This window comes from Micromonospora sonchi (genome assembly GCF_014646235.1).
GTDB classification, from domain to species: Bacteria; Actinomycetota; Actinomycetes; order Mycobacteriales; family Micromonosporaceae; genus Micromonospora; species Micromonospora sonchi.
Genome location: NZ_BMNB01000005.1, coordinates 62703 through 88068, shown reverse-complemented (window position 1 = coordinate 88068; position 25366 = coordinate 62703). Strand labels below are relative to the sequence as shown.

At 71.7% G+C, this 25366-nt stretch carries 21 protein-coding genes, 4 pseudogenes and 1 riboswitch; of the genes and pseudogenes, 10 read left to right on the top strand and 15 right to left on the bottom strand.

The genetic code is table 11. The annotated features are described in order from the left end of the window. Positions 1-228: 228 nt before the first annotated feature. From IEY61_RS07285 to IEY61_RS31085, 3 genes are all read right to left on the bottom strand, one after another. Entirely contained in the window at positions 229-1065 is an 837-nt protein-coding gene (locus IEY61_RS07285; protein WP_189041822.1) for a hypothetical protein, read from the bottom strand. Positions 1066-1428: 363 nt separating this feature from the next. Then, positions 1429-1632 (bottom strand): cold-shock protein, encoded by a 204-nt coding sequence (locus IEY61_RS07280; RefSeq protein WP_111217633.1) that lies wholly within the window; start codon positions 1630-1632, stop codon positions 1429-1431. Positions 1633-1870: 238 nt separating this feature from the next. Then, the gene (locus IEY61_RS31085; protein ID WP_229705743.1) at positions 1871-2089 is read right to left on the bottom strand and encodes a hypothetical protein; all 219 of its coding nucleotides are present in this window, start codon (positions 2087-2089) and stop codon (positions 1871-1873) included. A 237-nt stretch (positions 2090-2326) separates the two neighbouring features. Here IEY61_RS31085 and IEY61_RS07270 point away from each other — a divergent pair, with 237 nt between their 5' ends. Then, entirely contained in the window at positions 2327-2857 is a 531-nt protein-coding gene (locus IEY61_RS07270) for a GNAT family N-acetyltransferase (RefSeq protein ID WP_189041820.1), read from the top strand. Positions 2858-2906: 49 nt separating this feature from the next. On the opposite strand, the gene paaN is transcribed toward IEY61_RS07270, so the two are convergent. The 6 genes from paaN to IEY61_RS07235 all read right to left on the bottom strand — a co-directional run bounded on the left by paaN (position 2907) and on the right by IEY61_RS07235 (position 12269). Beyond that, complete coding sequence (gene paaN / locus IEY61_RS07265; RefSeq protein ID WP_189041818.1) at positions 2907-4580, bottom strand: phenylacetic acid degradation protein PaaN; 1674 nt, start codon at positions 4578-4580, stop codon at positions 2907-2909. A gap of 52 nt (positions 4581-4632) precedes the next feature. Continuing rightward, a complete protein-coding gene (locus tag IEY61_RS07260; protein ID WP_189041815.1) occupies positions 4633-5643 on the bottom strand; it encodes a GNAT family N-acetyltransferase in 1011 nt (336 codons plus the stop codon). Between the two features lie 271 nt (positions 5644-5914). Then, positions 5915-7201, bottom strand: coding sequence for a threonine synthase (gene thrC / locus IEY61_RS07255; protein ID WP_189041813.1), 1287 nt, complete (start codon positions 7199-7201; stop codon positions 5915-5917). 9 nt (positions 7202-7210) lie between these two features. Beyond that, a riboswitch (SAM riboswitch) is annotated at positions 7211-7346 on the bottom strand. A gap of 117 nt (positions 7347-7463) precedes the next feature. Then, positions 7464-7913, bottom strand: a complete 450-nt coding sequence (locus tag IEY61_RS07250; protein ID WP_189041811.1) for a DoxX family protein — start codon at positions 7911-7913, stop codon at positions 7464-7466. A 490-nt stretch (positions 7914-8403) separates the two neighbouring features. Beyond that, on the bottom strand, positions 8404-9408 hold the full coding sequence (locus tag IEY61_RS07240) for an ABC transporter permease (RefSeq protein WP_373293107.1): 1005 nt from the start codon (positions 9406-9408) through the stop codon (positions 8404-8406). Beyond that, positions 9405-12269, bottom strand: a complete 2865-nt coding sequence (locus IEY61_RS07235) for an alpha/beta fold hydrolase (RefSeq protein ID WP_189041807.1) — start codon at positions 12267-12269, stop codon at positions 9405-9407. The genes IEY61_RS07240 and IEY61_RS07235 overlap by 4 nt, the downstream gene beginning before the upstream one ends. Positions 12270-12640: 371 nt before the next feature. Here IEY61_RS07235 and IEY61_RS07230 point away from each other — a divergent pair, with 371 nt between their 5' ends. The 8 genes and pseudogenes from IEY61_RS07230 to IEY61_RS07200 form a co-directional block, all read left to right on the top strand. Beyond that, positions 12641-13831: a hypothetical protein gene (locus IEY61_RS07230; protein WP_189041805.1), complete on the top strand. Its 1191-nt coding sequence runs from the start codon at positions 12641-12643 to the stop codon at positions 13829-13831. Next, entirely contained in the window at positions 13818-16421 is a 2604-nt protein-coding gene (locus tag IEY61_RS07225; protein ID WP_189041804.1) for a sensor histidine kinase, read from the top strand. The genes IEY61_RS07230 and IEY61_RS07225 overlap by 14 nt, the downstream gene beginning before the upstream one ends. Beyond that, positions 16418-16888, top strand: a complete 471-nt coding sequence (locus IEY61_RS07220; protein WP_189041803.1) for a roadblock/LC7 domain-containing protein — start codon at positions 16418-16420, stop codon at positions 16886-16888. The genes IEY61_RS07225 and IEY61_RS07220 overlap by 4 nt, the downstream gene beginning before the upstream one ends. Beyond that, positions 16885-17367 (top strand): DUF742 domain-containing protein, encoded by a 483-nt coding sequence (locus tag IEY61_RS07215; protein WP_189041802.1) that lies wholly within the window; start codon positions 16885-16887, stop codon positions 17365-17367. The genes IEY61_RS07220 and IEY61_RS07215 overlap by 4 nt, the downstream gene beginning before the upstream one ends. After that, complete coding sequence (locus IEY61_RS07210; RefSeq protein ID WP_189041800.1) at positions 17345-18082, top strand: GTP-binding protein; 738 nt, start codon at positions 17345-17347, stop codon at positions 18080-18082. The genes IEY61_RS07215 and IEY61_RS07210 overlap by 23 nt, the downstream gene beginning before the upstream one ends. Before the next feature lie 40 nt (positions 18083-18122). Beyond that, the gene (locus IEY61_RS07205; RefSeq protein WP_189041798.1) at positions 18123-18647 is read left to right on the top strand and encodes a hypothetical protein; all 525 of its coding nucleotides are present in this window, start codon (positions 18123-18125) and stop codon (positions 18645-18647) included. 82 nt (positions 18648-18729) lie between these two features. Then, positions 18730-19326, top strand: a pseudogene (locus IEY61_RS32095) (AAA family ATPase); the annotation flags it as partial. A gap of 189 nt (positions 19327-19515) precedes the next feature. Then, positions 19516-21075: pseudogene (locus tag IEY61_RS07200) on the top strand (AAA family ATPase); the annotation flags it as partial. Between the two features lie 567 nt (positions 21076-21642). Here the strand turns inward: IEY61_RS07200 and IEY61_RS07195 are convergent. Further along, a pseudogene (locus tag IEY61_RS07195) lies at positions 21643-21792 on the bottom strand (GntR family transcriptional regulator); the annotation flags it as partial. Positions 21793-22056: 264 nt separating this feature from the next. On the opposite strand from IEY61_RS07195, the pseudogene IEY61_RS07190 reads away from it, so the two are divergent. Then, a pseudogene (locus IEY61_RS07190) lies at positions 22057-22269 on the top strand (hypothetical protein); the annotation flags it as partial. Positions 22270-22297: 28 nt separating this feature from the next. On the opposite strand, the gene IEY61_RS07185 reads toward IEY61_RS07190, so the two are convergent. From IEY61_RS07185 to IEY61_RS07165, 5 genes are all read right to left on the bottom strand, one after another. Continuing rightward, positions 22298-22582, bottom strand: coding sequence for a gas vesicle protein K (locus IEY61_RS07185; RefSeq protein WP_189041792.1), 285 nt, complete (start codon positions 22580-22582; stop codon positions 22298-22300). Positions 22583-22645: 63 nt separating this feature from the next. Then, entirely contained in the window at positions 22646-22936 is a 291-nt protein-coding gene (locus IEY61_RS07180) for a gas vesicle protein (protein ID WP_229705742.1), read from the bottom strand. Positions 22937-23154: 218 nt separating this feature from the next. Then, a complete protein-coding gene (locus IEY61_RS07175; RefSeq protein ID WP_189041790.1) occupies positions 23155-23664 on the bottom strand; it encodes a GNAT family N-acetyltransferase in 510 nt (169 codons plus the stop codon). Positions 23665-23768: 104 nt separating this feature from the next. Next, the gene (locus IEY61_RS07170) at positions 23769-24740 is read right to left on the bottom strand and encodes a hypothetical protein (protein ID WP_189041789.1); all 972 of its coding nucleotides are present in this window, start codon (positions 24738-24740) and stop codon (positions 23769-23771) included. 148 nt (positions 24741-24888) lie between these two features. Next, on the bottom strand, positions 24889-25296 hold the full coding sequence (locus IEY61_RS07165; protein WP_189041788.1) for a DUF3263 domain-containing protein: 408 nt from the start codon (positions 25294-25296) through the stop codon (positions 24889-24891). Positions 25297-25366 lie beyond the last annotated feature (70 nt).

Below are 25366 nucleotides of genomic sequence, written 5' to 3'. Positions count from 1 at the left end.
CCGGATGGGCCGTCTGGTGTACGCACCTTGGGGCGTCGCCATCTGCTGACGGCGACGTCTCCTCGGCCGGGCCGGATAGCCCGCGACGACCGGCCACGTGCCCCACTCGTGCTCATGCCACGAGCGCGACCGCGGCCCCACCGCCCCGACCATTGGCACTCACGCCATGCGAGTGCCAATGACTTGTTTAGCACTCTGCCCTGTCGAGTGCAAGCACGATCGGCCGGATCAGCCGAGTTCGGCCGCCAGTTGCGCGCTGTTCACCGGCCCCTCGTGGGCGCGCTGTTCGGCATACGTGACGACCAGTCCGACCAGCTGGGCGAGGTGGGCCGGCAACGCCAGCAGGGCCGACACACCGATCGCCAGCACGGCACCGACGGTCGCCCCCGGGGAGGCGAATGGCGCCACGCCGAACGGCACGAGCCCGATCGACTCGACCATGCCGCCGAGCATGGACACCGCGATCACCACCGCGATCACCAACGCCACCCGGCCGAGCAGCAGGCCGAGCCGGTCGCGCAGCATCCGGTGCGACCGGCCGATCGGATCGCGCCGCTCGAACAGGTAGATCGGACCGGCCATGGCCAGCGCGAACGCCGCGTACACCCCGGGCAGCAAGCAGAGGCAGAACCCGATGGTCATGATCACGGTAAAAATGATCAACCAACCCCAGAGCCCCAGCGCGCGGCGCAGGCCGTAGCGCAGGGAGGCACCGAGATCAACCGGCTCGCCGGCCGCCTGCCGGGCGATCACCCAGGTGCCGGCGGCCCAGCCGAGGCACTGCACCAGGCCGAGGAGCAGGCTCCCCCCGATCAGCACGACCACGAACGCGGTCAGGTCGACCAGGAAGCCGGGGGGCAGCGCCTCGGCGTCACTGGTGAGCTGGGTATTCCACCGCGCCGAGGGATCCACGGCCAGCCCGAACACCGACAGCACCACCGCCGGCAGCACCTGGGTGAGCAGCAGGATCGGTAGCAGCAGTCGCCAGCCCCGGCGGACCGCACCGGAACAACGCGCGAACCAACCGCCGAAGCCGAAACCAGGCGGGGTGACCAGCGGGTCCATGGGATCAAAACCCTGCGCCGGGCCAAAGCCGTACGCGGCCGGGTGATACCAACCGTAGGGCGTCTGACCGGGATAGCCACCCGGCACACCCGCCTGACCGGGATGGCCACCCGGAGAGCCCACCGGGCCGGGAGCGGTCGGGTCAGTCGGCAGGGGATCGGGTCGACCGGTGACGGGGTCCGGCTCGCCGGGTGACGACGACGGCGGCGGACCTGCCGGGGGTGACTGGTCGGACATGGGGCTCCTCAGCGACGGCTGGATCGACCCATGATCTTCCCTTGTGGGGTAACCGCACCGCAGCCCCCTCCGGCCACGATCACGCCACCCCTACCGACGGTCGGCCGGCACCGGGGTGGGGGTGTCTCAGGCGATGACGCGCACCTGCTCGGCCTGGGGGCCCTTCTGGCCCTGGGCGATCTCGAACTCCACCCGCTGGCCGTCGTCCAGCGCCTTGTAGCCGTCCATTTCGATCGCGGAGAAGTGAACGAAGACGTCCTGCCCGCCGTCGACGGCGATGAAGCCGTAGCCCTTCTCGGCGTTGAACCACTTCACGGTGCCCTGTGCCACGGTGTTTTCCTCACTCTGCACGGCGTTCCACCAACTCTGGCCACCGGCGCGCCGGCAACCCGAATTCACCGTCCCGGCGATCTGAGGCGACCACTGAAACGGTGACCGAAATCGCACGGTACACGAGGAGTCACGACCGTGCACGACCACAAATCGGGCATAGTTCGACCGATGGCGTCCGCTTCCGGATTCGGAAATCGCGGCTGCCGGAATACCTTCTTCCGTGACCCGATATTGATCATCCAAACTGCCTGATCAGAGCGCGCAACTCGGCAAGATGAGCGACGACGGCGGGGTGGCACCGGACTTCGGCCGTCCAAGCGGCGAACGCCTCGCCCAGTTCGCCATCGGGGCTGGCGGCGTGTCCGCCGTACGCTTTGTCCAGGCCGTGGAACCAGCGCCGGTCGGCCATCCGGGTGACGGCGTACTCGGGGCCGGCCGCGACCACGTCGGACATGGCCAGGGCTCACCACGGCCCACGCTGCCACCGACGATGAATCCGTGGACGCCCGGCGTTCGACCGAGCACGGTGACCGCCTCGGCGAGTCGTTGGTCGAGCAGTTGCTTCCACCGGTCACTGGGCCTCATCAACACGGACTCCCTGGTTGCGGCTGGCTGATTCACCCTGCGGAGGATCACCCTGCCACGGCAATTCCGAGACTTCGTCGTACGTCATTGTGGTAGGAATGCCGGCATGACCACCGTGGCGGACACAACGGGCCGGCGACTCGCGGAGATCCGGCGGGTCCGGCCCACCGACGCCGGCCGGATGCGCGCGCTGCGGCTGGAGATGCTCGCCGACGCTCCCCTGGCCTTCCTGGAAACGCTCGCCGAGGCGGCGGCCCGCCCGCACGCCGAGTACGCCGCCCGGATCGCCCAGGTCTCGACCGGCGCGGTCAACGCGCAGTTCATCGCGGACCCGGGTGACCGACTGGTCGGCCAGGTCGGTGGGATGGCCCACCCCACCGAGCCCGGGGTGACGGTGCTCTACGCGGTCTACGTCACTCCGGCCTGGCGGGGCGGCGGTCTGCTCGCGGACCTGGTCGCGGCGGCAGCCGCCTGGTCGCGGGAGTGCCGGCGGGACGAGCTGATGCTCGAAGTGGTGGTGGGCAACGACCGCGCCTACCGGGCCTACCGGCGGTTGGGCTTCACCGACACCGGGGTACGCGTCCCGCACCCCACCGTCCCCACCCTCCGCGAACTCCAGATGCGCCGCCGCGCGTGACACGGCCCGGTGGGGGTCGGGCTGCCCCGGAACCCCCACCGCGCAACCGCTACACGTGCCGGCGGCTCTGCACGATCCGGAACCGGTTGGCCACATACGCCCCGTCGGTCAGCGCCGCGTTCGCCGCCGCGTTCGCTCCGCTGCCGTGGAAGTCGGAGAAGGCCGCCGACTGGTTCACGAAGACCCCGCCGGTGAGATTGGCCGACAGGTGCACCCCGACCTCGATCGCGACATTCTCGGCGGCGTCCAGCACCGCTGCGTCGGTGGAGTAGACCGCCGCCGTCAGCGCACCCTTCTCCCCCACCGTCGCGCGCAGGATCTCCAGGCTGTGCGCGGTAAAGTCGGTGGCGATGGCGAAGGAGATCGGACCGAACCACTCCCGCGCGTAGGTCGCGGTGTCGTCGGCGTCCAGCTTGACGATGGTCGGCGTACGCACCACGGCGTCGGGGAAGACCGGGTGCTCGACGGTACGCGACTCCAGGACCGGCTCGCCGACCTTGCTGACCTCGTCCAGGCGCTCCAGCACCCCGTCGTTGACGATCGCGCCGGTCAGCTCGACGCCGCGGGCCGGGTCGGCGGTGAGCTTGCCGACCACCCCGGCGATCCCGGCGGCCACCTCGTCGAAGCTCTTGCGCCCCTGGTCGGTGTCGATCCCGTCGCGGGGGATGAGGATGTTCTGCGAGGTGGTGCACATCTGCCCGCTGTAGAGCGCGAGCGTGAAGCCCAGGTTGCGGCACATTCCGGCGAAGTCGTCGGTGGAGTCGACGACCACCGTGTTCAGCCCGGCCTTCTCGGTGTAGACCGTTGCCTGCCGGGCGTTGGCCTCCAGCCAGTCGCCGTACTCGGTGGAACCGGTGAAATCGACGATCTTCACAGCCGGGTGCAGGGCCAGGGCCGAGGCCAGCCTCTCGCCGGGGGCCTCGGGGGCGAGCAGCACCAGGTTCGGGTCGAAGCCGGCCTCGGCCAGCACCTCCCGGGCGTAGCGCACGGTGATCGCCAGCGGGAGCACGGCCCGCGGGTGCGGCTTGACCACCACCGGGTTGCCGGTGACCAGCGAGGCGAACAGGCCCGGGTACGAGTTCCAGGTCGGGAAGGTGTTGCAGGCGACGACCAGGGCGACGCCTCGGGGCACCACGTGGAAGGTCTTGGTCATCCGCAGCGGGTCGCCCTTGCCGGCGGCCTTCTCCCAGCTCGCCGTCTCCGGGTGCCGGGTCATCTCCGCGTAGGAGTAGGCCAGCGCCTCCAGGGCGCGATCGAGCGCGTGCGCGCCGCCGGCCTGGAAGGCCATCACGAACGCCTGGCCGCTGGTGAACTGCACCGCGTTCGCCAGCTCGAACACGTTCTTGTGCAGCCGGGCGAGGATCTCCAGGCAGACCCCCACCCGGGTCTGCGGGCCGGCGTCGCGCCAGGCCGGCAGCGCCGCGGACGCGGCGGCGACGAGCTGGTCGGCGGTGGCGTGCGGGTAGCGGACGTTCAGCGCGACGCCGAACGGGCTGGCCTCGGTGGCGACCCGCTCGCCGTCGGCCGGTTGGTCGAGCGGGAAGTCTCCGCCCAGGTACGCCTCGAAGGCGGCCTTACCGTCGGCGGCGGCGGTCTCGCCGTACACCCGGGGGCTGGGTGATTCCGGGTAGGCGGACCAGTATCCCCGTTCCGTGATCGCGGTCAGCGCTCGGTTGAGGGTCTCGGCGTGCCTGTCGTACAGGGGGTGCGGGGTGTCCGTCATGCCCGCCATCATGCAACAGAAACCCTCGCAATCAGTAGAGGCGTGTCACAACTCAGATCGTCAGCTGCCAGTTGCTCCACCGGTCGAGCACCCGGAATCCGAGCTGCTCGTTGATCGCGATCATGTGGTCGTTGCTCGCCGCGTTGAAGGTGTCGATCGCCCGGACGGCCGGCTCGTGGGCGAGCAGGTGCCGCAGATTCTCGATCTTGGCGAGCAGCCCGAGCCGGTGCCCCCGGTGATCGGGATCCACGATGGTGATCTGCTGGTACGCGTGCCAGTCCGCGGACGCAGAGACGTCCAGCAGGGTCCACGCGACCAGCCGGCCGGACGCCTCGTGCCGGACACCGACGTGGTAGCGCCGTCGGCCACGGGCGTCCAGCGCCAACTCCATGCCGCGCAGCCGCTCGGCGTCGATCTGCTCGGGCTCCCACGCCAGGTCACCCATTGGTGCGTCAATGAGGAGCCGGCCCTCGAGGTACGCCACGTCGGCGATCAACTCGTCCGGCGTGCGCCCGCGCCAGAACAGCACCTCGTAACCGGCCGATCGGGCTCGGGCGGCGGCCAGCAGTGAGTCCAGCTCCGCCTGGTCGAGGTCGGCGGTGTCGAGGCGCCGCCGCACGTCGGGCAGGGCGTCGACCGCACCGAGGCCGGTTGCGAACGCGCTGCCCGGCGACGGACGGTCGGGTGCGTGCGCCTGGCTCATCCCGCTCACCCTTTTGCGTCCGCGCTCGCGCAGCACGCCGACGCCGTGTTCGTACAGCGCCCGGCCCACGCCCCGGCGCCGGTACGCCGGATGCACCACCGGCTCGGCAGCGGCGTTCTCGGTGTTGTCCAGCTGCGGCAGGTCGAGCACGAGGAAGCCGGCGGGCTCGCCGTCGATCTGAGCCAGCAGGTAGATCGATTCACTGCCCGGCATCGGATGGCGGACCCGGGCGATGAACCGCCGACGGCAGAAGGGCGGAAAGTCCGGCAGATCGGCGGCCACCTGCGCCACACCGATCTGGTATGCCTGCTCGATGGCCGACTCGTCGGCGGCCTCGAAAGGGGTGATGGTGATGGTCATGCCGCCAGCGTCGCGCGACGACAGACGAACGGGCCAGCGAATTTCCGCTGGCCCGTTCGGAGGTTGGTCGGGAGGGTCGATCGCACAACGCCTCCGGCGTTGGGTCGTACAGACTAAAAGTCTCCGGCGAAACGCCCTCCCGCACGGAGCATTTTGCGCCGTCCGCTTCCTGCCGTCAAGTCCCGGTCGCCGTGTTTCACAGAAAGGTAAGGAAGGGCCCCTTATTAACGCCTCATGTAGAGGAAGGGCCCCTTATTAACAGGGGGGCGGGTCAGCCGAGCAGGCCGGCGTCGCGCGCCGCGCGCAGAGAGGGCTTGATCCGATGGGTCGGGCCGACCTGGCCGGCGACCGCGTCGAGGGTCTTGAGGCCTTCGCCGGTGTTGAACACCACGGTCTCGGCGGTCGGGTCCAGCTTGCCGGACTCGACCAGCTTGCGCAGGACCGCCACGGTCACCCCACCCGCCGTCTCCGCGAAGATCCCGGTGGTACGCGACAGCAGCCGCACCCCGGCGCGGATCTCGTCGTCGTCGGCGTACTCCATCCAACCGTCGGTGCGGCGGACCGCCTCCAGGGCGTACACCCCGGCGGCCGGGTCCCCGATGTTGAGCGACTTCGCGATCCCGGTGGGCTTGACCGGGGTGATGATGTCGCTGCCCGCATGCAGGGCGGTGGCGATCGGGTTGCAGCCGGCCGACTGCGCCCCGAAGACCCTCCAGCCGCCGGCCGGCGCCTCGACCAGCCCGATCTCGACCAGTTCGCTGAACGCCTTGTCGATCTTGGTGAGCAGCTCACCCGAGGCCATCGGGATGACAACCTGGGCCGGGATGCGCCAGCCGAGCTGCTCGGCCACCTCGTAGCCGAGCGTCTTCGAGCCCTCCGCGTAGTACGGCCGGACGTTGACGTTGACGAAAGCGGTGTCCTCGAACTCGTCGGTCTCCACCAGCTCGCCACAGAGCCGGTTCACGTCGTCGTACGAACCGTCGATCGTCACCAGGTCGCCGCCGTAGACCGCGGTGGTCACCACCTTGCCCTGCTCCAGGTCGCTGGGGATGAAAACCACCGACGGAGCACCCACCCGGGCGGCGTGTGCGGCGACCGAGTTGGCCAGGTTGCCGGTGGAGGCGCAGGCAAACCGGGAGAAGCCGAGCGTACGAGCGGCGGTCAGCGCCACCGACACCACCCGGTCCTTGAACGAGTGGGTCGGGTTGGCGCTGTCGTCCTTGACCCAGAGCGGAGCGGTGAGGCCCAGCTCGGCCGCGAGCCGGTCGGCGGCTACCAGCGGAGTGAAGCCGGGGTCCAGGGTGACCCGGGTGGCCGGGTCCTGACCGGCGGGCAGCAGGGCGGCGTACCGCCAGATGTTGCGGGGGCCGGCCTCGATCTGCTCACGGGTGACGGTGGCGAGCGCGGAGAGGTCGTAGTCGACCTCGAGCGGACCGAAACACTCGTAACAGGCGTGCTGGGCAACAAGCGGGTAGCGGGCCGAACAGGCGCGGCAGACCAGGGCACGGGCGGGGCTGGCGGTGGTGCCGATACCGGGAGCGGCGAGCGTCGACGTCATGTCGAGGTCCTCTCATCTTTCCCCGCATCGCACCGTGCGGCGGGGACGGAATTGGCACCTGCCCCGCCGTACGCTCAACGGTGAGCGCGCGGGGTGGTTGCCGGGGCGTCGTCGGGCCGTATCCCTCAGCCCCTCTGGATGAGGTATGCAGTTGTGTCGCCGAGTCTAGGCAATCCGGCGGCGCTCGTCGCCTGTCAATCCCAGCCTGTGAGCGATTCCTCAGCGGCACCGTCACGTGCCCCGGTGCCGCTGAGAGCCGCCGTCAGGCCGGCACGGATCGCCGATCGTCCGTGCCGAGTTCCACCGCGTCAGCGGTTCCCTGCCAGAGCAGGGAGTCCAGCGCCCAGCGCCCCGGGCCGAGCATCGCAACCAGGAAGAACGACCAGCAGAACAACACGGACAGCTCGCCGTGGTTACTGAGCGGCAGGAGCGCCTCGGGCTGGTGGATCACGAAGTACGCGTACGCCATCGAACCCGAGGCCAGTAGCGCGGCGGGTCGGGTGAACAGCCCGACGAGCACCAGTGCGCCGCAGAGCGCCTGGATCAGGGCGGCCCACCAGCCGGGCCACTGCCCGAGCGGGACCGGCTCGCCGCTACCGCGGTTGCCGCCGAAGACGCCGAACAGGGATGCCAGGCCGTGGCAGAGGAAGAGCAGGCCGATGACCATGCGGAACAGGGAAAGTGCCGGCCCGCCGAACCGGTCAGTACGCATTCCGATACCTCCAGTGGAGATGGGTGGTGGGTACCCAGAATGCGACACTCATCGATAGTTGTCGATGCAATCTCTTTCTTTGGGAACGCTCCCACGCCCATGGTACCGCCTGGAAGTTCCGAAATCCGCTCTACCAGGGCAACAGCCGTCACCATGGCCGATCAGAGGCGGGGCGAAGGAGATCACCTCGGGCTTCGACGATCCGCCCCGGCCGCTGGTGCTGGCTCCGGGCGAGGCGGCGGGCGCGGCCGTGCTCTGGCGCAACCTGGTCGACGACCCGACCGTGGTCGCGACCAACGCGGAGCGGGTGGAGGTCGCCCCGGCGACGGGCCAGCCCACGCAGGACATCGGCATGCAGGGATCGATCGACCTGGGCAACACCGACCGCATCGGCGTCAGCGCCTGGAAAAAGCGCCCTCGCGTAAGCGCCCCTACAACAGAGGCGCTCGCGGTCCAAGATCCACTGCTCGAGCCGCTCGGCGAGGGGTGGTCAGGAGACGACGTCTTTGCGGGTGAATCGCCAGAAAGCGAGCCCCCAGAAGATGGTGGCGTAGGAGATCGCGGAGATGGTGCCGCGGACGATGTTGTCGGTCTGCACGGGCGTGGAGAGCAGTCCGAGCCAGGCGGTGCTGTAGTGGGTCGGCAGGAAAGAACGGATCGCCCCGAGGGCGGTGATCTGGTCCAGGATGCTGGACAGGATCCACAGCAGCACGGCGCCGCCCACCGCGCCCAACGCCGCATCCGTGATCACCGAGAGCAGGAAGGCCAGGCCGGCGACCACCAGCAGCACAACCGCCAGGTAGCCGAGCACGGCGAGCAGCCGCAGCAGCCCCTCACCCGGTTCGAGTTGCGCGGCGACGGTGCTGCGCAGCGGTGACCAGCCGTACCGGAGGGTGCCGATCAGCAGGGCGGTGCCGGCGAGCAGCAGCAACGCCAACGCCGAGTAGGTGAGCGCGACCAGCAGTTTGATCGCCAGCAGCCGGGCCCGGGGCACCGGTATCGCCAGCAGGTAGCGCAGGCTGCCCCAGCTCGCCTCGCTGGCCACGGTGTCCCCGCAGAACAGCGCCACCACCACGACCAGCAGGAACGAGGCCGAGACGAAGAGGCTGAACAGGGTGAAATTCAGCCCGCCCGAGGTGGCGAACGAGACGAGGCTGCCGAACTCGCCCCGGCCGGGCTCCTCCTCGCCGGAGCCGAACTGGAAGGCGATCAGAATGATCAGCGGCAGCAGCGCCATGAAGCCGAGCGCCAACTGGGTACGCCGGCGCGACGCCTGCCGACGGAACTCCGCACCGAACGGCAGAGTCCGCGACGGCCGGTAGCCGGCCGCCGCTCCGGACGGCGCCACCCCGGCCGCCGAACGCGACGACGTCCCGAACGACGCCGACGGCACCGAGCCTGAGGACGTCCCAGACGACGCCGAGCCGGACGACGCCTCCGAGCGCCCTGGCTCGTCCCCGTCCCGCGTCGGTCCGACAGTCGATCCGGCCATCATCGGTCCCCGCTTCCCCGAGAGTTCTCGCCCACCAGGGCGAGGAAGGCGTCCTCCAGGCGGCGCCGGGGCACCACCCGGTTCACCCCGACACCGGCCCGGACCAGCTCGGCCACCACCTCGCTGCGAGCGGTGCCGTCGGTGTCGACCACGAGCTGCCCGTCGGCGTCCTCCAGCACCCGTACGCCGTCGAGACCGTCGAGCACAGTCCGGGCCGCCGCCGGGTCGCTCACCTCGAACAGCACGCTGGGCGAGTCGCCGACGATCTCCTCGACCGGCCCGGAGGCCACGATCTGCCCCTTGTTGACCACCACGGCGTGGGTACAGGTCTGCTCCACCTCAGCGAGCAGGTGGCTGGAGACCAGCACGGCCCGGCCGTCGGTGGCGTAACGCTGGAGCACCCGGCGCATCTCGGCGATCTGCGGCGGGTCCAGCCCGTCGGTCGGTTCGTCGAGCACCAGCAGGTCCGGCAGGCCGAGCATGGCCTGGGCGATCGCCAGGCGCTGTTTCATGCCGTGGCTGTACTTACGTACCTTCCGGTGCACCGAGGAGCCCAGCCCGGCAATCTCCAGCGCCTGCTCGAAGTGGGCGTCGGCGACCGTCCGGCCGGTCGCCCGCCAGTACGCCTTCAGGTTCTCCAGGCCGGAGAGGTGCGGCAGGAAGCCAGGGCCCTCGACCAGCGCACCGATCCGCGACAGCACGGGCGAACCGGGGACCAGCCGGTGCCCGAAGACGTAGATCTCCCCGGCGGTCGGCTGGGTCAGCCCCATCAACACCCGCAGGGTGGTGGTCTTGCCGGCGCCGTTGGGCCCGAGCAGGCCGACCACCTGGCCGGGGTGCACCTCGAAGTCCACCTCGGAGACCGCCACGAAGCCGTCGGCGTACTCCTTGCGCAGATGGCGCACGGCCAGCGGGGTGTCCGCGTACGCCGGGTGCACGGAGGTGTCCTGGCGGCGGTGCCGCCAGCGGACGACGGCGACGACCACGACGAGCCCGACCACGATCGCGGCGAGCAGCCCGACCAGCACCCAGCGCCAGAGCAGGGCGTCGGTCGGGATCTGTTCACCGGCAACCGTCGGCAGGCTCACCGGTGCCGCCTCGAGGGCCACGGTGTGCACGGTCGGCTCGATCGGCGTGGCGTACGCCTGGTCCGAGGTGGCGACGACCAGCCGGAGCCGGTGCCCGGCCTCGACCCGATGGACGATCGCCGGGAGGGTGACGGTGACCGGCTGGGCGGCGTCGATGTTCTCCGGCAGGCCGGTCAGCCGGACCGGGGCGATCAGCCCACTGGGCAGGGTGGCCCCACCCTCCTGGTCGACGTCGTAGAGCTTGACGAAGAGGACCGCCTCGCCGCTGGCCGAGGCGGCACGGATCTGCACGGTCGGTGAACCGACGATGTCGACGGCCTCGGCCAACGGTTCGGAGGTGAACCGGGCATGCTGCCCGGGGAGGTCGCCGGCCACCCCGCTGAGGAAGGAGCTGAGCGAGCCGGCGAAGGGCACAGACGAGATGGCGGCGGGGTTCCGGCCGGGCGGGTTGGCCACCGGTTGGGCCGGCCCGGTCACCGTGACCTCCCGCCGCGACTCCCCGTCCACGCCCGGGTACTCGGTGGTGCGGTAGCCGGTCGCGACCAGCCCACGGCCCATCGGGTCGAAGCCGGCGATCCGGGAGAAGGTGAAGGTGTTCCTCGGGGCTTCCCCGGTCCCCGCGACGTAGTGGTCGAGCCACTGCGCGGTCAGGAACTTCACCCGGTCGGAGTCGCTGCGCGGGCCGGCGCCGCCGTCATGGCCACCGGTGAACCAGGCGACCCGGACCGGGGTGCCGTTCGCGGCGATGCCCCGGGCATTGGCGTCGGCCTCGCCGAGCGGGAAGAGGGTGTCCGCGCCACCCTGCACCAGCAGGGTCGGTGCGGTGATCCGGTCCAGCACCCCGGCCGGGCTGGAGCGGCGCAGCAGGTCGACGGCGGCCTGATCGCCCCGACCGGTGGCGGCGATACGCAGGTACGCGGCGCAGATGTCGGCGGCGAACCGACCGCACGACGGGTTGGGGCCGCCCCCGTTGCTCGGCGCGCCAGGTGCCGTTCCCGGGCCGGTGCCCGGTGCAGGGCTGGGCGGGCCGGGGGCGGGTTCTCCCTCCGGTGCCTCGGTGGCGTTGCCGGAGATCCCGGTCGGACCGGAACCGGCGTTGCCGCCGCCGCCGAAGAAGATGCCGGCCCAGCCGGACTTGAAAACCCCGTCGGTCGGCGCCGCGCCGGTGCTCTCCGGCAGGAAGGACCGGGCCAGGTCGTTCCAGGTGATCATCGGGATGATGGCGTCCACCCGTTGGTCCTGGGCGGCGAGCAGGAGCGCCAGGGCGCCGCCGTAGGAACCGCCGACCACGCCCACGCGCGGGTCGCCCGCCGCGTCGGTACGGATCTCCGGGCGTTCCGCCAGCCAGTCGAGCAGGCGCTGGGCGTCGCGTACCTCGTAGTCGGGATGGTCCAGGTGGATCTGACCGCCACTGCGGCCGAAGCCCCGCGCGGTCCAGGTCAGCACCGCGTAGCCGCGGTCGGCCAGGTCCTCGGCATCGGCGCGGACCGAGTCCTTGTTGCCGCCGAAGCCGTGGGCGAGCAGCACCGCCGGAACCTGGCGGCCGGCGGCGGCCCGCGGCAGGTAGAGCGTGGTGTCCAGGTCGACCGGCTCGTCGCCGGCCGGGCCGGATCGGACGGTGAGCATCGCGGACTCGGTGCGGAAACCGGGTCGGTCCGGCCAGAGGGCCCAGACCACGGCCGCCACCAGCAGGGCGAGAACCACCGAGGCGGCCACGGCCCGACGCCCGGTGGGCAGGGCGCGGCGGATCCAGGCGGCCGAGAACGGCGATCTCATCTGGCATACGCTACGGCCCGGAGTCTGAGTGTTAGCTGAGATCCGCCGTACGTCCGTCCTGCTCGGCCGATCGTCATCCGGAAGAGGTCATCCGCACAACGTCCATTGGGCAAACCTTTGAGCAGACTTCGTATCGTGGAAATTCCTGCCTTTCGTCGGATTAGACGTTGAAGTATGTCGAATCCCCTCCGGGAAGCCACCCTCGGTAGCCACGGCAACGCGTCTAGGTCACATCGCTCGAAGTGACGCAAATCTGACCCCGGCCGGTCGACGCCCCGGCCTGCCAGTTCGGTTAGTTTTCCGGTCCGGCGCACGGGACCGGCTCGTCGACGCCGCCCGCAGTACCTGCGTCACCGCCGGAGGAGACAACCATGACCGTTCCCGCGTCGCGGGTCCGTCGCCGGCCCCGGACACCGGGCCGGCTGTTGCCGCTGCTACTCGCCACCGTGCTGCTCTTGCCGGTGGCGTTCCTTGTCATACAGGGTCACCGGTTCGTCGACGCCGACCGTGACGCCCTTGAACGGGAACAGCTCGGCGTCGAATATCTCCGGGCTCTCGGTCCGGTCACCGAGGCGCTGGTGAACGCGCAGAGCGCTGCGGTCACCCGCCGCCCGCTGCCCCGGGAGACCCTGGACCGGGCGGTGGAGCAGGCCGCGGCGGTCGATGCCCGGATCGGCGATGAGCTGCGCACCAGCGAACGGTGGGCCGGGATACGCGCGAAGCTGGAAGCGCTGCCCGAGCGGTCGCTGACCGACCCGGAGGCCGCGTTCGCAGCGTACGGCGAGGTCACCGACCTGTTGCTGGCCCTCTACAGCAAGGTGCGCCAGACCTCGGGCCTGATCCGGGACCCCGACGTCGACTCGTACTTCCTGCAGGACGGCGTTGGTGAGGAAATGCCGGAAGCGTTGATCGCGGCCGGGCGACTCACCGACCTGGCCATCCTGATCGAGCGGCGATCCGCCGCCGACCAGGGGCGTTCCCTCATGGAACTGGCCACCCTCCGGTTCGCCGCGCTGCAACCAGCCCGGGACCTGGTCAACAACCTTCGCGCCGTGGTGGAGAGTTCGGCGAACGCGCAGCTGGGCGCGAGCGTGCTCAATCCCTTCGACGCCTACCAGCGGGCGGTCGAGACGATGGCGCTGCTCGCCCTGCCGAACCAGAGCGGCAGGGTGGACACCGCCCGGCTCACCGGCGCGCGGAACCAGGCGCAGCAGGCGGCCAAGCAGCTCCAACCGGTCCTCCTCGACGAAATCGACCGGCTGCTGGCGGACCGGATCGACCGGTTGGACCGGGACGCCCTGCTGGTTCTGGGCGCAGGCGGCCTCGCAGCGCTGTTGCTGATCGTCCTGGCCGTGAGCGGCTGGCTGCCTCGCCCGCAAGATGACTCGACAGTGGCCGATCAGTCGAGCGTCGAAGCCGAACCCGTGGGGTCGGACCGGCCGACCGGCGACCGGTGGGAACCGGCGACCCTCCGACCGGCCAGCGACCAGACACCGGCGCTCCAACCGGCCGGGCCGGGCCGCGAACCGGACCGGTGGAGGCCCTTCGATGCTGCTCGGTAGGCTCCGGATCCGGGGCAAACTCGCCCTGCTGGTACTCATCCCCCTGCTCTGCATGCTCGGACTGACGCTCCCGGTGGTGGTCGAGCGCATCGGCGTGGCGCAGCGGGCCGCCGACACCGCCGACACCGTCCAGGTCGCCAGCCGGGTCGGCACCCTACTGCAACACCTCCAGCGGGAACGGATGCTCACCGTCGGTCTGCTCCTCGGTCAGGTCGAGCGCAGCGAGCTGACGCAGGAAATCGCGGAGGTGGACGACCGGATCGTCGACCTGCGCGCCGAGTTCGGCGCCGACCTGCCGACCGAGGTGAGCGCGGCCCTCGACGGGGTCAAGCAACTGGCCGCGCTCCGGACGGCGGCCCTGGCCGGCCGGGCCGACCCGGGACGGATCATCGGCACCTACGGGCCGCTGCACCTCGCCCTGATCAATTCGTTGCGCCTGCCCTACGACGTGGACACCCGTACCTCGGCCGGTCGCCAGGTGCTGGCGCTGGACCGGATCCTGCGCAAGAGCGAGGGGTTGTCCGGCGGCGCCGCTCTGCTCGTACTGCTCGCGGCGAAGCCGGACCCGCAGCTGGCCAGCGCCTTCGTGGCCAACATGGCCACCCTCCTCTCCGAGAGCGACCAGGTCCTCGGCCTGATCACCCCGGATCAACTGGCTCTGATGGACATCGAACAGATCGCGCTGGACGCCCGGACCGGTCCGCAGTTCCTCGAACAATCCGCCCTGGACCCGGTCACCGCGCTCGCCGGCACGCCCCTGGAGGCGCTCTTCCCGACCATCTCCTCACTGACCACCCTTGGGCAGTTCGTGGAGAAGAAACTGGTCGCCGACGTCACCGCCGAGGTACGCGACGAACGCCAGCGGGCCCTCGTCGCGGCGTACTGGGTGGCCGCCCTGGTCCTGCTCATCCTGGCCGCCGTCATCCTGCTCACCCTGGCGATCGGCCAGACCGTGGCCCGGCCGCTGAGTCGGCTCACCCGCTCCGCCGACCGGGTCGCCAGGGTGGCCGAGTCCGAGCTGGTCCGGGTTGCCGACGACGAGGCGGAGACCGCCCAACCGATCCGCCTCGACCGGGTCGACATCCGCGCCGGGGACGAGATCGGCGACCTGGCTCGGGCCTTCGAACGGGTGCAGAACACGGCCGCCCGGCTGGTCGAGCGGCAGGTGGCCAGCCGGCGCAACGTGGCACAGATGTTCGGCCACGTCGGTCGACGTACCCAGAACCTGGTCGGCCGGCAGATCGCCCTGATCGACCGGTTGGAGCAGCAGGAGACCGATCCGGGACGGTTGGAGAGCCTGTACCGACTCGACCACATCTCCAGCCGGCTGCGGCGCAACGCCGGCAACCTGGTGGTGCTCTCCGGTGCGGCCGACGAGGTCGCCCACGTCGCGCCGGTCTCGCTGACCGACGTGGTCCGGCTCGCCCTCGGTGAGATCGAGGACTACACCCGGGTCGACGTACGGGTCCCGACCGGGGTGGCCGCCACCCCGGCGATCATCGGTGACCTGGTGCTGGCGCTGGCCGAGCTGATGGAGAACGCCACCGTCTTCTCCCCGCCCCACACCCGCGTCGTGGTCGGCGGCGAACTCACCGACGAGAGCGCCCGGTTGACCGTGGTGGACCACGGGATCGGCATGACCGAGGCGCGGCTGGCCGACGAGAACGCCCGACTCACCCGACGGGAGCGGCTGGACCTCGCCCCGACCGAGGTGCTCGGGCTCTTCGTGGTGGGCCGGCTGGCCCGCCGGCACGGCTGGACGGTGTCCCTTCAGGCGACCCCCGGTGGCGGCGTCACCGCCACCCTGTTGCTTTCCCGATCGTCCCTGCTGGTCTCGGCGTCCGGTCGGGGCAGCGTCCCGGCCGCCCCACCCGTTCCCCAGCCCGCCCTGCCGCACCGAATCCCGCCCGCGCCGGCGATCCAGGCCCAGCAGCCGGAGCCCGACGCCCCGCCGCCGGCCCACGCGCCGGCGGTGGTCGGCGGCCCCGCCGGGCCGGTCGCCGATCCATCCGGGCCGCCCGGCTTCGACCAGACGCTGTTGGCCAGGGCCACCGAGAGCATGGAGTTGGCCGAGTCCTGGGACGCCTTCGCCACCACTGCGGAGGCCGCCCCGACCACCGACGCGCAGCCGGCCGCCGCGACTCACTCGGCCCGCGCCCGGGTCCCGCAATCCCCGCCGGCACCGACCGACCCGCCGGTCCCGGCGCCGGGGGTCCGGCAACGGATCCCCGGGGCCAACCTGCCCCGGAACGCCCCGCCGGTAGGTGCGGTCGATGCCACAGTCGCCGACCCGGTCGCCGCCCGTGCTCTCGTGGAGCAGTTCGAGTCCGGAGTACGCCGGGCCGAGCAGAGCCAGGGCGAAGCCGTTGCGCAGCCGGTCGAACCGGCGCCGTCCGGCGCGCCGGCACAGCTGAGCCGGCGGGTCCCCGGTGCGAACCTGGTCACCGCGCCACCTCGGCCACCACTCGCGCACGACCCCGGCGACCCGGGCGAGGTCCGCGATCTCATCAACGCGTTCGAGACGGGCGTCGCCCGGGCTCTGCGCGATGTCCGTACCCACCGCAGCGACGAAGAAGGAACGCCACGTTGACCAGCCCGCACGTTCACGAGAACCTCGACCACCAGAGCCACCCGGCCGGCGACCTCAGCCCCGAGGCGCGCACCTTCAACTGGTTGCTGGACTCCTTCACGTCCAGCACGGCGGGCGTCCTGGAGGCGATCGCCGTATCGTCGGACGGCCTGCTGATGGCCATGTCCGCGATCAAGGACCGATCCAACGCGGAACGGCTCGCCGCGGTCGTCTCCGGCATGACCAGCCTGGCCGGCGGGGCCGCCAGTTGGTACGCCCTCGGCGGGCTGAACCGGGTCGTGGTGGACATGGCCGAGGGATATCTGCTGATCAGCGCAATCAGCAGTGGCTCGGTGCTCGGCGTGGTCGCCGACCGGTCGGCCAACCTGGGCACCGTGGCCTACGAGATGACGCTCTTCGCCGGCCGGGCCGGTAGTGCACTCACCCCGCGCCTGATCGCCGAACTGAAGAATTCAGTGCAGCAATGAGTACCGACCCCGCCGGTGCGGAACAGGAGCCGGTGGTCCGGATCCGGCCCTACCTGCGCGAGTCCTCCCCGGCCGGTGACGCCGGTCGGGAAGGCGCACCGGCGGCGGTCGAATCGGAATCCGACGCGGCCGGGCCGACCGGCCCGCGCCCGTTCGTGCTCACCGCCGGCCGGGTGGCCGGCGCCGACCCGACGATCGGCCTGGAAACCCAGGTGACCGCCCGGCCGACGACCGAACCGTGGCACGTCACGGCCGCCCGGCTGACCCCGGAACTCCAGGCGATCGTGGCGCTCTGCGGTGAGCCGATCTCGGTCGCCGAGATCTCCGCCAAGACCCGGTTGCAGTTCGGCGTGACCCGGGTCCTGGTGGGCGACCTGCGCGCCGCCGGCCATCTGGACGTGCACGTCACGGACAGCGACGACGCCCTCGATCCCGACATCATCCTGCGAGTGATTGATGGACTCCGTGCAATCTCCTGACTGGCCGGTCGCCCCGCCTGGCGCGCTCGCCGGCAACAGCGCCGCGACCCGCTACGGCGGCCCGGTACCGGCGCCGCCGCCCCAGCACCCGGCGCCCCCGCCGCCCTACCGCCCGCCCGCCACGGCGCCCACGGCGACCGGTACGGCACGCGCCAAGCCGCCGATCCCGGTCAAGATCCTGATCGCCGGCGGCTTCGGGGTCGGCAAGACGACCAGCGTCGCCGCGATCTCGGAGATCGTTCCGCTGACCACCGAGGCGGAGATGACGATGGCCGGAATTGGCGTCGACGATCCGGGACAGCGCTCGGAGAAGACCACCACCACGGTCGCGATGGACTTCGGTTGCGTCACCATCGACCGCAGCCTGAAGCTGTACCTGTTCGGCACGCCGGGCCAGTCACGTTTCGGTTTCATGTGGGACGACCTGGCCCGGGGTGCCCTCGGTGCGCTGGTGGTGGTCGACAGCGCCCGGTTGGATGACTCCTACCCGGCGATCGACTTCTTCGAGCGTGCGGAACTGCCCTTCGTGGTCGGCGTGAACGCCTTCGACGGGCGACTGGCGCACGACCTGGGTGCGATCCGGTGGGCCCTGGCAATCGGCGATCATGTACCACTGGTGCAGTTCGACGCCCGGGACCGGCTCTCGGTACGGGACGCCCTGCTGGTCGTCCTGGACCGCGCGCTGGACCGGGCCACCCGGGACAAGCGGGCCTGAGCCGACCGGCTCACGGCCCTCGTGAGAAGGGGTGAGGCGGATGAGAGGCGAACTGGACGAGGTCCTGGCCCGGATGCGCCGGCGCGAGGAGGCGCTGCGCCGGCGAGCCACGGAGCCGACCGAAGCGACCGACGGCCCGCTCGGATCGCCGGCGGACCAGGTGGGGAACCAGGTGGGGGACGATCCGAGCCGGATCGAGAGCCGCAACGCGGGGCCCGGTTGGGCCACCGCCCGTGAGCGGGCCCACGAGGCACCGCAGCGCCACGTGCTGGACGACGCCGCCGAAGCGCTACGGGCGGTCGTCGCGGCGCACCCGGGGATGATCATCACCGCCCGGATCGACCACGATGGTCAGGCGTACGACCTGCGGGTGGCCTGGTCCGGCACGGAGGTCACGGTCACCGGACAGCCCGCCGCGCCGCCACCGTCCTGGCCGATGTCGGCGAACACCGTGCCCGGTTGGCCGGCCAGCCAGGACGGCCTGGAAGCGGACCCGGCAGTCCGGCTGGCCGAGCTGATCCGGCGCGACCCGTCCCTGCTCACCGGCGAGGAGCCGACGAGCTGACCGGACGAACCGCTGCCGGCGTTGCCGGTGGCGGCGCCGGGGATGCCGTCGGCCACGGTGACCGGGCCGTTAGGGTCGGGCGGTGGGCGAACCCGAGCTGACCCTGACCGCGACCCTGCGTCCCGCCGCGCTCGATGCCCGACGCGGCATCGTCCGGATGCACCCGGAGGCACTCACCGCGCTCGCGCTGCGGCCGGGTGATCCCGTCCGGCTGACCGGTCGACGGGTGACCGCCGGTATCGTCGCCTCGGCCGAGCAGACCGCGAGCGCCGCCCTGCTGCACGCCGACGACCTGATCCTGGGCAACCTGGGCGTACGCGACGGCGGGCAGGTGCGGGTGAGCCCCGCCCCGGTCACCGCCGCCGCCCAGGTGCTGCTCGCCGGACCGGCGGAGATCGTCGCGGTGGTCTCCCCGGAGATGCTCCGGCTGGCGCTGCTCGGCAAGGTGGTCACCGCCGGCGACGACGTCTCGCTGCTGCCCCAGGACGTCCTGCCGGACGCCTCGACGCGCAGCCTGGTCGAGGCGGCGCGGCGCAGTCTCTCCACCCGGGTCGGCTACGCCTGGACCAGCACACTGCTGCGGGTGGTCGCCGCCGATCCCGACCCCGGAGCGCTGGTCACCATGGAGACGGTCGTCGGCTGGGAACACGGCGCCGCCACCCACGGCACCGCCGGCCCGGTGTCCGCCCGGTCCGCGGCCCTGGCCGGCCTCGGCGGATCGCTGGCCGGCCTCGGGGGTGGCGCCGGCGGACCGCTGGCTGGCGTCGGGGGTGGCGCCGGCGGCTCGCTGACCGGCTTCGAGGGTGGCGCCGGCACCAGCCGCATCGACCGGGGCGAATCGGACCGGTCGGCCGGCGATGTGGCGGACGTCCCGTCCGTGGACGAGCTGCCCGGCCTGCGCTCCCAGGCCGAAGAGTTGATCGAGCTGCTCGACCTCGGCTTCCACCATCGGGAGGTGCTGGGCCGGCTGGGCACCACGGTCGCGCTGGGGGTCCTCGTCGCCGGACCGGCCGGCTCGGGCAAGTCGGCGCTGGTCCGCGCGGTGGCCGCTCAGGTCGGCGCCCGGGTCCAGCCGCTCTGGGCGCCCGAGATCGCGGCACTGAGCAACTCCTCGGCCGTCGGGCGGCTGCGCGAGGTCACCGCCGAGGTGATCGCCGGTGGCCCGGCCGTGCTGCTGGTCACCGACGTGGAGGCGTTGGCCCCGGCGGACGCCCCCGGCCCGGTGGCGACGGTGTTCCGTCAGTGCCTGGCCCAGGTGGTCCAGGCCGGAGCGGCGGTGGTCTGCACCACCAGTCGGCCGGAGGCCGTCGACCCGGCCTTGCGCGCCCCGGACCTGCTCTCCTTGCGGATCGACGTGCCGCTGCCGGACGCGGCCCTGCGCCGGGAGCAGTTGGCCGTACTGACCCGCCCGGTGCCGCTCGCCGAGGACGTCCGCCTGGACGAGGTGGCCGGACGTACCCCCGGGTTCGTCGCCGCCGACCTGGCCGCGCTGGTCCGCGAGGCCGGGGTCCGCGCGGCGCTGCGGCAGAAGTCGGCGGAGAACCCGACGGTACGGATGGACGACTTCACCGCCGCCCTGGAGGTGGTCCGGCCGACCACCATGGCCGCCGCCACCCTCGAACTGGCCCGGGTGACCCTCGACGACGTGGGTGACCTGGTGGAGGTGAAGCAGACGCTGACCGAGTCGGTGCTCTGGCCGTTGACCTACCCGGACACCTTCGCCCGGCTCGGTGTGCAACCGCCGCGCGGGGTGCTGCTCTACGGCCCGCCGGGCTGCGGCAAGACCTACCTGGTGACTGCGCTGGCCGGCACCGGCCGGGCGAACGTGCTCTCGGTCAAGGGCGCGGAGTTGCTGTCGAAGTGGGTCGGTGAGAGCGAACGCGCGGTACGCGAACTCTTCCGCCGAGCCCGGGAGGCCGCCCCGACGCTGATCTTCCTGGACGAGGTGGACGCCCTCGCCCCGGTACGTGGCCAGGCCACCGACGGCGGCACCACCGACCGGGTGGTCGCCGCCCTGCTCACCGAACTGGACGGGGTCGAGGCACTGCGCAACGTCGTGGTGATCGGCGCGACAAACCGCCCCGACCTGATCGACCCGGCGCTGCTGCGGCCCGGGCGGCTGGAGCGGCTGGTCTACGTGCCGCCGCCGGACGCCGCCGCGCGGGCGGAGATCCTGCGCGCCTCGGCGCGGAACGTGCCGCTCGCCGAGGAGGTCGATCTCGCCGCCCTCGGCGCGGAGCTGGACGGCTTCTCCGCCGCCGACTGCGCGGCCCTGATCCGGGAGGCGGCGCTGGCCGCGATGCGCGAGTCGCTGACCGCCACCACGGTCACCGCCGCGCACGTCGAGGCGGCCCGCGCCCGCGTCCGCCCCTCCCTGGACCCGGCCCAGGTCGCCTGGCTGGCCGCCTACGCCGAACAACGCAGCTGATCCCCAGTTGTCGGGCGTCCCCAGGTAGCGGGAGGCCGGTGCGACGGCGGAATCCTGGCGCGTCAGGCGGCCAGGCGATGCGACCACGTCCGCAACCCCGGCACCGTCACACAAGACACCGCATCTCGCGGCCCTGCTCACAGCAGACCGCAACTCGCGGTCTCAACCGGCCCGGAAACCCCGACACGCCGCAACTCGCGCCACCCAGCGAGCCGGAAACGTCAGCATGCCGCAACCCGTGCCCGCCCTGGACATCCCAACACCCCGACCTGCCGCAACACGCAGCATCCTCATCCCAGCCACCTCGGCCACCAGGCCCGGACCCACCATCCCCTGGACCTCATCTCGCCGGCACCACCTATTGCCGGTCTCTCTAACCGCGCCAACAGGCGGCGGCTCGCCCAGCACTCCCCCTTGCGGGCCACCCGGTCGCCACGAACGTTCGGCCCTGGCCTGAGGCAGCATCTTCCCCGAACTTGCTGGCACGGCGCAGGCGGGAGGCAGCAAGTTCCCCGAAGTTGCTGCCTCAGCGCCAGTGAACCATGGCAATCACCTATTGCACGACCTCTAGCCTCGGCCGGGAGCCGGCTCCTTGACGAAGACACCTCTTCCGGGCGCACCGACGACCACGCCTCGATCGCGCAGCAGCGCCACCGAACGCGCAGCCGTGGAGACCGACACCGAGTACAGATCGGCCAGCTCCGAGTAGGAGGGCAAGGTGGATTAGCCCGAGAACGAACCGCCCGGGTTGGCACCAGAGGTGGTTCACCCTCCGGGTACATCCCGGATTGCTGGGGCAGACGCTGGCACGACCCGTGATCCCCCTTCGGGCTGTTCGGCGGCTGCCCCGGCACCCCGCGCAGCAGTCCAGGAGGTGACAACGAGTTGCCACCCAAACGCGAGGAAACAGACATCTCTCGGCACGTGACGTACGACCAGTACCTGCTCGGCGTGGCACTCACGCTGGTGCGGGGCTACGTGATCACGCCTCGCGCCGGTGACCTGCTGCAGGTGGGCCGGCAAGCCAGCGTGCAGTTCTCCAAGCCGATCCTGTTCCGGGTGATCCGCGTGCTCGACCGGAGCACCTACCACGGGTGGCTCTGGCTCGACGGGTACCAGATCAACGACAAGGGTGACGCGGTGGCCCGTCGATCGATCTTCGTCCAGCAGGCTGGGCTACGGCCCGAGCCGGAGCCGTCGGCGAGGCTCGGCCGGTCGCGGGTCAGTCGCGCGGGAGCAGGGGACCCAGGGGCCCGAGGTCGAGGTCGAGATCCTCGGGGGCCAGTCCGAAGTACTCGCGGAGTTCGGTCATCTGCTCCTCCAGCGCCATCAGGGTGATGCCGATCCGGTCGACCTGCTCGTCGGTCAGGTCGCCGAGGTCGACCCGCCGCAGCGCCTGCCGCTCCATCAGTTGGCGCAGCAGCTCGATCACGGTGAGCACCAGGCTGGCCAGCCCGCGTTCGACCGAGTCCCGGTCGACTGCGAGCCGCCGGTCCAGTGGGATCACCCGGGGAGGCTCAGCCGGGGTGACCGAGCGCGGCGGCCAGGTCGGCGCCCTCGTCCCGCTCGGTCATCCGGGCCCCTGCCCCGGATCGACCCCGGGGTCGTCCCAGGGAACGTCCAAGATCGGAACAGCCGACCCACCGGCAGCCTCCGCCGTCGGAACGGCCGATCCGCCGGCAGCCTCCGACGTGGAAAGGGCCGGACCGCCGACCGCGTCCGGCACGGGTGGGGCCAACGCGCCGACCGAGGCGACCAGTGCGCGCAGCGAGATCCGGACCAGGTCGACCTCGGCGATGGAGATGGTGATGTCCCCGCTGATCACCACGCCGGTGGCGAGCACCCGGTCGAGCAGGTCCACCAGGGCGATCGGGCGGTAGGTCAGCGGATCGTCAGGTGTCCCATGTTCGCGGACCCGGCGGGCGGTACCCGGCCCCCCATTGCCAAAACGTTTTCGGCAGCGTCCCGGGTGTGATCAACCCGAAGATCGAACAGCGCGGCAGCAAGCGGGACAATGCGGGCATCAGGTCGCCAGGAGCAGGGGGAACGATGGGATCGACAGATGGCAGAAAACGGATTTCAGAGCGCTGGCGGTGGGGTGTCCAGACAAATTTCGGCGCACACCCTACCGTCCGCCTCGCGCAATTTGGCGCCACACTTCAGGAGTACGGACATGGCGCCGCGATTACCCGGAGTCGTCTCGGCCACGACGCGCCGCATTCCGGCGGCCGCCGCACGGTCGAGCAACTCCCGCAGCGCGGCCGGGCCGAGTCCCTGCCCCCGAGCGGACCGGCCGAGCCACAGGCCGGTCTCCACCGTGCCCGGTTCCCCGCTACGGGTCATCCGGACCATTCCGACCACCTCGCCGGCGGCCACGATGGCGTACATCTGGGTCCGCTCCGGGCCGTCGAGGCCGCCGAAGCTCGCCCGGTGGAACTGCCGGAACGCCTCCCGCCGGGCGTGCGACCATCCGGCCGGTGCCGCCACCGGCGGCATCACGTCCGCCGGCTCCGCCTCGGCTACCGCTACGGAGAGCAACGGTTCGAGATTCTGCTCGTCCACCGGCTCCAACCGGACCGTGCCTGTCACATGCCGCAGTCTTCCGCGCTAGGCAGCGGGCGTCCACCCGATTCGCGACCACCGGAACCTCTGGTCAACGCCGACCGACCGGTCGGACCACCCGGTGCTTTTCCTCACGCTCCGCTGTCGTCCGGCCCGATGAACTCGCAGTAGACGGCAGAGGCGTCGTCGGCTCGCTTGTGGCGCCGGAGCCGCTCGGGGTGGTCCCGCTCGGCGGCTCGCACGCGGTCGATCAGCCCACCCGGGCCCTCGGCGGTCACCACGTCGAGCAGGGCGGCCCAGTCGAACAGTCCGAACTCCTCGACGGCGGCGGAGGCTCCGTCGGTGAGCAGCACCGCGCGGCGCAGCGCGTCCGGCCCGCGCCGGGGAAGGGTGCCTACCACCGCGTGGTAGGCCGCGTCCGGGTCGGCGGCGGCGACCCAGTAGCCGTGCGTACGGTTCATCCACCCCCGCTGCACGCCGACGGCGTACCGGAACCGGGTGGCCCGGTCGGTCGATTCCGGCAACTCGGCGGCGGTGTCACCCAGGCTCTCCGCCGAGGCCGCCAACCGGTCGTCGGCGACCACGTCGACCCTGCCGCCGGTGTCGAGCACCAGCGGACTGTCACAGAGCACCAGGTAGTCGACCTGGTCTCCACCATCGCGCAGCAGACAGACGGTGCTCGACGGGGTGCCGGGATGGTCGAGGTCACACTGCCCGCCGTGGTCGGCCCGGACCGCGAGGATCGCCGCGGCCAGGTTGCTCACCAGCGTCGCCGCCGGGCGTGCCGCCTCGGCCAGGCCCAGCCGCGCGGCGAGGTGCCGGACGTACCACTGCGGTCCGTGCAGGCAGCCGGTGTCGAAACCCTCCGGTACGGTCGCCCCGTCCAACACCCCGACCAGCGGACCGCTCTGGAACACCAGGTCCTCGTTGACCGTACGTCCGGGCGGCGGGGCGGAGGCGGAGCGTACCCGCATGGTCGGCGCCGCTCCGACCGCCGCGCCCCGCCGACGCTCGGCGGAGGCCGCCTCGGGCGGCCCTGAGCCGCCCGCCCGATACATCTGCTGCGCCGCCCACCTCGGTCCCGCAGGGCCGCCACCGGTCATCGCCGCCACCTCCGCGCCCCGGCTACCCGCCGGGCGACCCGACATGCGCCCGGCACCAGCCGGCCCCCGGCCTCAAGCGGCACCGGCCGCTGGAGCCGCTCGGCGGCGGCTCACGTAGCCGGCCCGGCGGGGACGGTTGCACCCGACCTCAGCGGCGGCGGTTACGCGTTCGGGAGGCGCGTAGACGCAGCAGCCGACCGACCAGCACCGGATCGGCGGCGAGCGCCGCCGGATTGTCCAGCAGCGCGTTGAGCAACTGGTAGTAACGGGTGGCGGAGAACCCGAAGCGATCCCGGATCGCCTGCTCCTTGGCACCGGCGTGGCGCCACCACTGCCGCTCGAACGCGAGGATCTCCCGCTCCCGCTCGCCGAGCACGTCAACCGCGTCGGTTGGTGCGGCGTCGGCGGCGACGGGCACGGCCGCATCGTCCGGCACGCCCGACTCCGCCTCGGGCGCCGACCTCGGCGGAGGCACCGCGACGGTGCCCGGACCGGCATCGGCCGGCACCCGGGGGTCGGGGTGCTCCGCTGCCGGGGTGGCGTCGGCGGGCTGCATGCGGCTCCTCACGGGGGCGGCCGGCACGGGCGACGCCAACCGGGCTTCCCAGCCTAACCACAGGTCAGCC